General features: G+C 51.4%; 2 tRNA genes and 3 rRNA genes. All 5 read right to left on the reverse strand.

The features are described 5' to 3' along the window. Positions 1 to 42 precede the first annotated feature (42 nt). A 5S ribosomal RNA gene (gene rrf / locus WJU23_RS23495) occupies positions 43 to 158 on the reverse strand. 163 nt (positions 159 to 321) lie between these two features. Next, positions 322 to 3166 (reverse strand): 23S ribosomal RNA (locus WJU23_RS23500). A 200-nt stretch (positions 3167 to 3366) separates the two neighbouring features. Continuing rightward, a tRNA-Ile gene (locus tag WJU23_RS23505) sits at positions 3367 to 3443 on the reverse strand. 53 nt (positions 3444 to 3496) lie between these two features. Further along, positions 3497 to 3572 (reverse strand) — tRNA-Ala (locus WJU23_RS23510). 180 nt (positions 3573 to 3752) lie between these two features. Continuing rightward, positions 3753 to 5298: ribosomal RNA gene (locus tag WJU23_RS23515) — 16S ribosomal RNA — on the reverse strand. Together the 16S, 23S and 5S rRNA genes with 2 tRNA genes alongside form the textbook arrangement of a ribosomal RNA operon. Positions 5299 to 5586 lie beyond the last annotated feature (288 nt).

The raw sequence follows: 5586 nt of genomic DNA on the forward strand, positions 1-5586 counted from the left end.
CATAAAAAACCCCCTCGCTTCATTGCTGAAGGAGGGGGTATAAACTGGCAGCGACCTACTTTCGCAGGGCCTATCGCCCAACTATCATCGGCGCAACAGCGTTTCACTTCCGTGTTCGGAATGGGAACGGGTGGTGCCACTGTGCCATGACCACCAGACTTCTGATCAGAGGTCATGAAGACAAGCTTTTGGCTTAACTTCACTGAACTGGTCAGTGTGTCTGAGGGCAGACAAGGAACTTTGGAAGTTCCCTGACAGCTGCATACAGGGGTAAAAACAATTTCGGTCAAGGCAGACGGTGTGTCTGAGTTGAAATGGAAGCAATGTAAGACAAACGGATGATTAGTATCTTTAAGCTGAACGCATTACTGCGCTTGCACCCAAGACCTATCAACGTGGTAGTCTTCCACGATCCTTCAGGGAAAATTAATCTTAGGATGGGCTTGGCGCTTAGATGCTTTCAGCGCTTATCCCTTCCGCACATAGCTGCCCAGCGATGCTCTTGACAGAACAACTGGAACACCAGAGGTGCGTTAATTCCGGTCCTCTCGTACTAGGAATTAAACCCTTCAATTTTCCTGCGCCCACAGAGGATAGAGGACCGAACTGTCTCGCGACGTTCTGAACCCAGCTCGCGTACCGCTTTAACCGGCGAACAGCCGGACCCTTGGGACCTTCTCCAGCCCCAGGATGCGATGAGCCGACATCGAGGTGCCAAACCTTGCCGTCGATATGAACTCTTGGGCAAGATCAGCCTGTTATCCCTAGCGTACCTTTTGTCCGTTAAGCGACGGCAATTCCACATTAAACCGCCGGATCACTTTGGCCCACTTTCGTGTCTGTTCGACCTGTAAGTCTCACAGTTAGGCTGGCTTATGCCAATGCACTCAACACGTGATTGCCAACCACGCTGAGCCAACCTTCGCGCTCCTCCGTTACTCTTTGGGAGGATACCGCCCCAGTAAAACTGACCGGCTGACATGGTCCCACGCCCGGATGACGGGCCGCGGTTAGATCGTTCAATACCCAAGGGTGGTGTTTCATTGATGGCTCCATGTTACCCGAAAGTAACACTTCAAAGCCTCCCACTTACGCTAAGCATGAAAACCAAACGACCAGTGACAGCTTACAGTTAAGGTGCATAGGGTCTTTCCGTCCTTCTGCGGGTAAGCAGCATCTTCACTGCTATTACAATTTCACTGAGCCCCTCGTTGAGACAGCGGACAACTCGTTACACGATTCGTGCAGGTCGGAACTTACCCGACAAGGAATTTCGCTACCTTAGGACCGTTATAGTTACGGCCGACATTCACGGGGACTTGGGTTCAGAGCTTCGCATTGCTGCTAACCCCTTGCCTTAATCTTTCCGCATTGGTCACGTGTCACATCGTATACTTGGACTTTCGTCTTGGCACAATGCTGTGTTTTTGATAAACAGTCGGTTGTCCCCTTTCACTGCGACCCAAGCAAGCTTGGGCATCCCTTCTTCCGAAGTTACGGGACTAGATTGCAGAGTTCCTTAACGAGGTTTCACTCTTACGCCTTGGTATACTCTACCCACCCACCTGTGTCGGTTTGCGGTACGGGCGGCCATGGAAAGGGGCACAGGCTTTTCTAGGCGCTCAGTTCAAAAGACCGGGATTGGATCGCTCCGCACCCTTCTGCCACTTTCAATCGGCATGCTCTCTCCCTTGACGCGAACCTGTGCTTTAACCATCACCGGTGCAGGAATATTGACCTGCTGTGCATCGCCTACGCCAAACGGCCTGGACTTAGCTCCCGACTAACCCTGGGATGAAAATCATTGCCCAGGAAACCTTGGGTTTACGGCGGACGGGGATTTCACCCGTCTTATCGTTACTTATGTCTGCATCCTCACTTCTGTAAACTCCACGGTCAGTCACCTTCACGCTTCAAGGCTTACAGAACGCTCCCCTACCAAAACATTGCCCTTGGACAATGTAGTCCAGAGCTTCGGTATAACGCTTATCGCCAATCATTTTCGGCGCGAGACCTCTCGATGAGTCAGCTATTACGCACTGTTTAAATGGTGGCTGCTTCTAAGCCAACATCCTCACTGTCAATGAGATCTCACTTCCTTTCCACTGAGCGTTATTTAGGCACCTTAGCTGCTGAGCTGGGCTGTTTCCCTTTCGACAATGAAGCTTATCCCCCACTGTCTTACTGCCATGCTTCACTCGAGGGTATTCGGAGTTTGATTGAGTTTGGTAGGCGGGTATGCCCCCTAGCTCATTCAGTGCTCTACCCCCCTCGATCAGCGCATGACGCTGCACCTAAATACATTTCGGGGAGAACCAGCTATTACGGGGTTTGATTAGCCTTTCACCCCTACCCACAGCTCATCAGAGAACGTCTCAAGGTTCACCTGTTCGGTCCTCCACGTCCGATTAAAGACGCTTCAACCTGGCCATAGGTAGATCACCACCGCTTCGGGTTCAGCCCGTGCAACTTGTCGCCCTGTTCGGACTTGCTTTCGCTCCGCCTCCATCCCATAAGGACTTAGGCTTGCCACACAGACTGACTCGCAGACTCATTTTGCAAAAGGCACGCCATCACCGGACAAGCCGGCTCTGACACCTTGTAGGTATGTGGTTTCAGGTACTATTTCACTTCGCTCACGGCGGATCTTTTCACCTTTCCCTCGCGGTACTTGTTCACTGTCGGTCACCAGCGAGTATTTAGCCTTATGCCGTGGTCGGCACAGATTCATGCGAAGTTTCACGTGTATCGCATTACTCAGGGTACCTCTAGGCGCTGTCAAGTTTTCGGTTACGGGCCTTTCACCCTCTGTGGAGCGACTTTCCATCCGCTTCACCTAACTCTTCAACTGCCACGTCGAGGCCCTACAACCCCAGGAGGAAACCTCCTGGTTTGGGCTGTTCCGCTTTCGTTCGCCACTACTGACGGAATCGCTTTCGCTTTCTTTTCCTCGCCCTACTGAGATGTTTCACTTCAGGCGGTTTAGCGTCTCTGCTCCTATGTATTCAGAGCAGAACGATACGGTATGAACCGTATCAGGTTATCCCATTCGGAAATCCCCGGATCAATGCCTGTTTGCGGCTCTCCGAGGCTTATCGCAGCTTACCACGTCCTTCATCGCCTGCTGGTGCCAAGGCATCCACTACATACCCTTTAAATCTTGCATTGCCCTAAACCATTTCATTGGCCTTGCCCTTGCGGACATGACCGAAATTGGGTTTAGAACACACTTACTTTCATTCATTACTTGAAACCTTTTCAGGTCCCAACGTCTGGCTCTAATAAAATTGTTTCTTTACCCTGTATGCAGTTGTCAAGGAACATCAAGTTCCACAAAAAACAGTCTCTTCGCATCTCTGACAATAATGGTGGGCAGGACTGGACTCGAACCAGTGACCCCCGCCTTATCAAGGCGGTGCTCTAACCAACTGAGCTACATGCCCTTTTGGAGTTGTGCTTGCGTCACAAGTTCAATTGCCTAACCTCTTCCAGCTTGTGGTGGAGGTTAGGAGACTCGAACTCCTGACATCAAGCTTGCAAAGCTAGCGCTCTACCAACTGAGCTAAACCCCCTGCTCAAGATGCTCTGATCTCAAAAACGAAAACTAAATTGTGCGCTGCAGTCATTTCCTGCACAGATAACATTTGTGAGCGCTTTCGCGGTTCACACACTTTGATTCGCATTGCTGCTCATCGGAAGTGTCGACCTTGTTCATATAGCGAGTGTGAGACACTCATGAACATACTCCATAGAAAGGAGGTGATCCAGCCGCAGGTTCCCCTACGGCTACCTTGTTACGACTTCATCCCAGTTACCAGTCTTGCCTTAGGGCGCTGTCTCCTTGCGGTTGACTCACGCACTTCGGGCGAAACCAGCTTCCATGATGTGACGGGCGGTGTGTACAAGACCCGGGAACGTATTCACGGTACCGTAGCTGATGTACCATTACTAGCGATTCCAACTTCATGTAGTCGAGTTGCAGACTACAATCTGAACTGAGCCCAGTTTTACTGATTTCCTCCACCTCGCGGTTTCGGTTCACATTGTGCTGGGCATTGTAGTACGTGTGCAGCCCTGGTCGTAAGGGCCATACGGACTTGACGTCATCCCCACCTTCCTCCTCGTTGATCGAGGCAGTCTGATTCGAGTGCTCCGGTAAACCGGGTGGCAACAAATCACAGGGGTTGCGCTCGTTGCGGGACTTAACCCAACATCTCACGACACGAGCTGACGACAGCCATGCAGCACCTGTGCAAAGCGGATATTGCTATCCTATCCGACTTTCATCGGAGACACAGTGCATGTCAAGACCAGGTAAGGTTCTTCGCGTTGCATCGAATTAAGCCACATACTCCACCGCTTGTGCGGGTCCCCGTCAATTTCTTTGAGTTTTAATCTTGCGACCGTACTTCCCAGGCGGCATACTTAACGCGTTAGCTCCGGCACAGGAAGGGTCGAATCTTCCCACACCAAGTATGCACCGTTTACTGCCAGGACTACCGGGGTATCTAATCCCGTTCGCTCCCCTGGCCTTCGTGCCTCAGTGTCAGTAACTGTCCAGTGACCTGCCTACGCCTTTGGTATTCCTCTCGATATCTACGCATTTCACTGCTACACCGAGAATTCTAGTCACCCCTCCAGTACTCTAGCACAGCAGTATCGGATGCAATTCTGAGGTTGAGCCCCAGGCTTTCACATCTGACTTACCACGCCACCTACGCACCCTTTACGCCCAGTGATTCCGAACAACGCTTGAGACCTCTGTATTACCGCGGCTGCTGGCACAGAGTTAGCCGTCTCTTCCTCTTGCGCTACCATCAATCTGCAAAGTTATTAACCTCGCAGCCTTGTTCACGCATGACAGGAGTTTACAATCCGAAGACCTTATCCTCCACGCGGCGTCGCTCCATCAGGGTTGCCCCCATTGTGAAAGATTCTCGACTGCTGCCACCCGTAGGTGTCTGGACCGTGTCTCAGTTCCAGTGTGGCTGGTCGTCCTCTAAGACCAGCTACCCGTCGTAGCCTTGGTGGGCCTTTACCCCGCCAACTAGCTGATAGGCCGCGGACCAATCGGGAAGTGACAGGCCTTGCGGTCCCCGTCTTTAGTCTTTCGACCACATGCGGTATTAATCCAAGTTTCCCTGGGCTATCCCCCGCTTCCCGGAATGTATCCACGTGTTACGCACCCGTTCGCCACTGAACATTGATCATATTGCTACTCTCAATGCCCCGTTCGACTTGCATGTCTTATCCACGCCGCCAGCGTTCGTTCTGAGCCAGAATCAAACTCTCCAAAAATTGGTGCTGACTTTAGTTTCCTTAAGTCAGCTAAATTGACCTTGATATTCTTTCAATCAAGCTGCGCATTCCATAACGCGCAGCGCACAATTTAGCTTTCGTTTTTGTCTCTCCAAACCGCTCAAACTCACTCAGCTTTCGCCTCGCTCATTCTCGCCAATCTGAAGATGTTGTTTTCTGAAAGATCACTTTCTGATTTCCAACTTAGTGAACAACTTCGTTGCTCGCTTCGTTTTTGTCAGCCGCTCCTGTTTCGGTGGCGGATTGGCAGTATGGCCAGTCCCAGAC

This window comes from Prosthecobacter sp. SYSU 5D2 (assembly GCF_039655865.1).
GTDB lineage: Bacteria > Verrucomicrobiota > Verrucomicrobiia > Verrucomicrobiales > Verrucomicrobiaceae > Prosthecobacter.